At 71.6% G+C, this 4991-nt stretch carries 6 protein-coding genes; all 6 read right to left on the bottom strand.

What is annotated here, in order from left to right:
* A partial coding sequence (locus QSJ97_RS24210) for a recombinase family protein (protein WP_285675050.1) occupies positions 1-698 on the bottom strand: 698 nt, incomplete at its 3' end.
* Between the two features lie 5 nt (positions 699-703).
* Entirely contained in the window at positions 704-1765 is a 1062-nt protein-coding gene (locus tag QSJ97_RS24205; protein WP_285675049.1) for a tyrosine-type recombinase/integrase, read from the bottom strand.
* Between the two features lie 4 nt (positions 1766-1769).
* A complete protein-coding gene (locus QSJ97_RS24200) occupies positions 1770-3467 on the bottom strand; it encodes a tyrosine-type recombinase/integrase (RefSeq protein ID WP_285675048.1) in 1698 nt (565 codons plus the stop codon).
* A 177-nt stretch (positions 3468-3644) separates the two neighbouring features.
* Positions 3645-3839 (bottom strand): excisionase family DNA-binding protein, encoded by a 195-nt coding sequence (locus QSJ97_RS24195; RefSeq protein ID WP_285675047.1) that lies wholly within the window; start codon positions 3837-3839, stop codon positions 3645-3647.
* Complete coding sequence (locus QSJ97_RS24190) at positions 3823-4002, bottom strand: hypothetical protein (protein WP_285675046.1); 180 nt, start codon at positions 4000-4002, stop codon at positions 3823-3825. The genes QSJ97_RS24195 and QSJ97_RS24190 overlap by 17 nt, the downstream gene beginning before the upstream one ends.
* A gap of 116 nt (positions 4003-4118) precedes the next feature.
* A complete protein-coding gene (locus QSJ97_RS24185) occupies positions 4119-4904 on the bottom strand; it encodes a hypothetical protein (RefSeq protein WP_285675045.1) in 786 nt (261 codons plus the stop codon).
* Positions 4905-4991: the final 87 nt, after the last annotated feature.

The following is a 4991-nucleotide window of genomic DNA, read 5'->3' as shown; positions in this document are numbered from 1 at the left end:
AGCTCGTTGTTCAGGATCCCGGTGCCGCGGCTGCGATGGCCGCGGATCGCGGTGTCGCGCCAGAGCTCGCTGCGCGGGCCGGGGATCTCCTCGGCATTGAGCCGGCGTGCGATCGCCTTCGGCGAGCTGCCCGCGGCGTAGTCGCGGAAGATGCGGCGCACGATCCGGGCTTCGCCTGGATTGATGGAGCGCCGGCCGGCCTCGCACTCCCCGCGCGCATCCCGGTCCGTCAGCACATCGTAGCCATAGCTGATGCCGCCGCCGGAGCGTCCGGCCTCGACGCGGCCGCGCAGGCCCCGGCGGGTCTTCTCGGCGAGTTCCTTGAGATAGAGCGCGGCCATGGTGCCCTTGAGCCCGACATGCAGCTCGTCGATCTCGCCCTCCGAGAGCGTGACGAGCCGCACGCCGGCGAAGGACAGCCGCTTGAACAGCCCGGCGACATGCTCCTGGTCGCGGCTGATCCGGTCGAGGCTCTCGGCGAGCACGCAGTCGAAGCGCCCGGCCAGCGCGCCCTCCATCAGCGCCTGGATGCCGGGGCGGATCAGGCTTGCGCCCGAGACCGCGCGGTCGGAATGGCTGTCCACGACCTGCCAGCCCTCGTGCGCCGCGCGCTCGCGGCAGAGCCGCAGCTGGTCCTCGACCGACGCCTCGCGCTGGCGGTCCGAGGAATGGCGGGCATAGAGCGCGACGCGGGTCATGGCTGTCATCCTTCGGCCTCCTCGCCGGCGATGGTGCCGAGGAGCGCATTCACGCGCCGGCAGGCCTCGATCTGGCCGGCGCGGACATAGTATCGCTCGGTGGTCTCGAAGTGCCGGTGACCGAGCAGGGGGGCGGCGAGACGGGCGGCCTCGGGGACTTCCTCGACGAGGCTGGTCGCCGCACAGCTGCGGAAGAGGTGCGGATTGATGGGGATTCCGAGAAGCCGCGTGGTGATCTCGACGATCTGGCCATAGACGGAATTGCAGGCGAGCGGCCGCCCGCCGAGGGCGAGCCAGAGCGCATCGCAGGTCCCGGCCGGGCCATAGGCCGGGCGGACCTCGTCGAGATATCGGGCCATGTACGGCCCGATGTGGCGGGGCAGGAGATAGGCGAGACGGTTGTGGCCCTTGGTCTCGGTCTCGTGCAGATGAATGGCCCAGCGCTCGCCCTCGTGGCGGATCTGGTGTCCGATCCCGAGCCCCGCGAGGTTGCGCAGCCGAATGGGACAGGCCGAGAGCACGAGCAGGATCATGGCATCGCGATAGCGGATGCGGTTGCGCCGATGTGCGAGGTCGGTGCTGGCCAGGCGCTCGAGTTCACCGAGCGCGGCGCGGTGGATCTCGTCGATCGGGCGCTGGCGCAGCCGGCGGTCCACGGAAGGCTTCGCCCAGGTATTGAGCCGGTTGGTCAGCTCCATCAGCCAGCGCCAGTCCCGTTCCGGCGTCATCGCCTTCATCACCACCTTCAGCCCGATCAGCGCCGAGGCGGCGGTGCGCGGCGCGACGGTGTCGACGAGGTGCCGGGCATAGCGGTGCACGATCTCCGGATCGGCGCGGTCCGGCGGCGCGCGCTCCGGCGCGAGCAGGCCCTCGCGGGCGAGCCAGCCGAGCCAGCGGGCATAGTGCTGGCGGTTGGTCCGGCGGGTTGCCGGGCGCCAGTGGCGGGCGGGACCGGCCCCCTCCAGGACGTCGCCCCCGGCGAAGAGCGCGGCCCAGGCGCGGCGGTCCCGGTCGGGCCAGTCCGGCCCGCGCGGCATCACCGGCCTGTCCTTCGGCGTGTCCGCCATCGGCTCAGTCCTCGATCTCGGGGCGCGACCGGGCGCGGTCGAGCAGGCGGTTGATCTGGCGGCTGGCGGCACGGGTCTCGGTGCCGAGATAGGAGCCGAGCGTGGTGTTCAGCGACCTGTGCCCGAGGCGGCGGGAGATCGCGACATACATCCCCGGGTCCCGCTCGACGACGATCTTGGCGATGGCGTGGCGATAGAGATGAGGGTTGATGACGATCCCGGCATGGCGTCTGAGCGGCTCGGAGACCGCGGCGCGCATGGCGTTGTCCGAGCGCGCGCCGCCGGTCCTGCCGGGGAACAGGAACGGGCTGTCGCTGCCCGGCAGCAGCGGGCGGTGCAGGCCGGTGAAGGCATCGAGCAGCGCGGTGGTCTCGGACGGCAGCTCGAGGGTGAGCGCCATCCCGGTCTTGGTCTCCCCGTCGGCGATCTCGAGGTAGACGCGGCCGCCGGCGCGGCGCACCGAGCGGTCGAGGCGGAGCTGGCGCAGGTTCCTGATGCGAAGGCCGGTCTGGATGAGAACCGAGATCGCGAGCGCGCGCTCGATCCCCCTGGCACGGCGGATCGGGCTGGTCATGGCGAGCGCACGGTCGCGCTCATCGGCCGGGAACTGCAGGAGACGTCGGACGGTCGCGGGGTCGTCGAACTGGTCGAGCCGGTCCCGGTGGCGCTTGCCCATGCCGCGCGGCAGGTTCGGATCGAGACGCGCGACGATCGCGTCGATCCGCTCCATCTCGTCCGCGGGCAGGCGCAGATGGTGGCGTGCGATGTGGGAGAGCTTGCGCGCCATGTCGTGGGCGTAACGGGTGGTCTTGGCGCCACCTTCCGGCAGGAAGTGCCGGAGCCCTGCCTTGACGTTGTCGCCCTCGAAGAAGACGGCCAGTCCCGTGATCTCCCTGATCGGCAGGACCCCCCGATGCACAAGCGCCGAGGCAAAGCGGCGGAAGACGACGATGTAGCCTTTGATGGTGGGTTCCCGAAGGGTCCGCACCGGCGCCTCGGGATCGAGGGGGTCGGGATGGCGCATGGCGTCGGCCCAGGACGAGATCTCCGACTGGAAGCTCTCCGGGAACGCCTTCAGCGGCAGCGTGTCGAACCCGCGAGCAAACGGCGTGGAGAGGGCGATCCGGGGCCAGCCGGCCACCCGGCGGCGCTGCATGTTCCAGTGGGAGATCGTGTGCTTCAGGACAGCCTGCGGATGCTTCACCATGCACTCGGCTTCGAGTGCTTCGTGGAAAGCCCGCAAGGTCTCCATATCGACGGTGTCCGGCGCCACCCTGGCGGCGCTGCAGAACCGCGCAAACCGGCTGAGCCCGTAGCGGTACGCCTGCGGCTCGGCGCGGTCGAGCAGCGCCTCCCAGTCGGGTGTGAGGCAACCGTCCCGGATCAGCACGCGCCGGGCCATGCCGAAGCGCTCGACGGCGCGGGTCACCAGCGAGCGGATGTTGGCAAGGCGCTTCCCGGAGACCCCCAGCATGCCCGGCGTGAGCGGGCCGAGGATCTCGCGGAGCGCCTTCGGCGTCGCGGGGACGGTCTCCGGATCGATGCCAAGCTTCGAGACAAGGCATCGGAAGGCCGAGCGGGTGTCGCGCTGCGCGGTGCCCTCGAGCTCGGCCTCGGCGCGCACAAGGACATCGGCGACCGTGACAATGCCGTCCGCGCGGAAGGGGCTGGTGATCGGGGCGATGGCCTGCGCGATCGTCATTGTCGGGATCCTTCTACATGGTCTTGTGTGGTCTCGGGAGGCCGCGCCTGGACTGTCATGGTCGTTCGGGATGTCGTACCCGTACTATATATTCGGAATACTCCGGGTACTGCTTCCCGACGACTTGAGCGCGACTGGCCTTCATGTGCCGCGCGGGGACCTGTGCGGTCAGCGGCATCAGAGATCGACATCGAGGTGGCGCTCGTGGATCGCCACCCGCCGGCCGGTGCGGATCACCGGCAGGGAGCCGTCGGCGATGCGCCGGCGCACGGTCTTCTCCGAGCAGCGGCGCGCCCTGGCGAACTCGGCGACGGTCAGGTGCCGCGCCCGGCGGGGCGCCGGGGCAGGGGGCTTCTCAGTCTTCCCGGTCATGGTTCGGCAGCTCCGGATCGGGGACGGCGGCGGCCAGGCGTGCCGCCTGGCGGGCGAGCAGCCGGGCGAGCGCCTCGAGGGCCGGGAGCACGGCCTCGCCTCCGGCGGCCCCGGCCTCCGGGGGCGCCGCAGTCTCCACCGCGTGATGGCGATCCTCGTCCATGCTCCCGGCTGCCGGTCCGCGTCGTGGCCGCCCGCCATGGGCAGCCTTCCGGGGCCAGGGATCGGGGAAACCTGTCCTCGCCGATAGGACACAGAATTGTCCGGCCGCAGCCGCGGTCAGTCGCAGCTGGTCCGGTCGGGCTGCTCGCGTCCGTGATCCTCGGCCGCCTCGTGCTGGGCGGAGAGCAGCCGGCGCCAGCGCTCGGACAGCGCCGCCGGCGACGTGGCGGAGGGGTGGGCCACGGCCCGGAGCGCCAGTGCCGCGAAGCCGATGAAGCGGCTGTCCCGCGCATAGGGCAGGGCATGCACCGCGTGGTTCCGGTCGCCGCAGTGGCGCAGGAAGATCTCCCCGAGCCCCCGCAGGGCGTCGTCGAGATCGGTCCGCCTCGGCTGCCCCCGGCGGACGAAGCCCCGCGCATGATCCGCGAGATCGCGCAGCATCTGCCGCACCTCCGCGCGTGCCTCCGGCGTCAGCGCCTCCCAGGTGACGGTCCGGAGGGAGGGCGCATCCTCCCGGCCCATGCGCCGCCAGCGGACGCGCCAGTGCCTGTCGAGCATGCCGTTCAGCCCGGGCGCCAGGTTGTCGTCGGCCCGCACCGCCGCGATCGGATCCCCGGCCGCCGCCGCCGCCGCGAAGGCATTGGCCAGCGCGCCATCCGGCGGCTCCGCCGCCCCGAGATCGAACCAGATCCGCGACGCCTCGGTTCCGTCATCGGCCAGTTCCAGCCCGTGGAACAGGTCCAGGATCTCGCCTTCGACCGCCTCCATGTCCGGCGCGACGGTGCAGCCCGCCCGCAGAATCCGCGCGAGGCCCGAAAGGGTCTCGTCGTCGAGCCGGGTCAGCGTGCGACGGACCCGCTCCCGCTTCGGCGTCCGGATCCGGTGCTCGCGATCGTCAGCCATCACCCTCGATACCACGATCCCCTCCCGATCCCGAGGATGTCGGCGACCGCCACGCCAGTCCGCGCTCGCAGTGACGCGAAACGGACA

The organism is Paralimibaculum aggregatum (genome assembly GCF_030270585.1).
Taxonomy (GTDB): domain Bacteria; phylum Pseudomonadota; class Alphaproteobacteria; order Rhodobacterales; family Rhodobacteraceae; genus Thermohalobaculum; species Thermohalobaculum aggregatum.
This window is presented reverse-complemented; position numbering and strand designations above follow the sequence as displayed.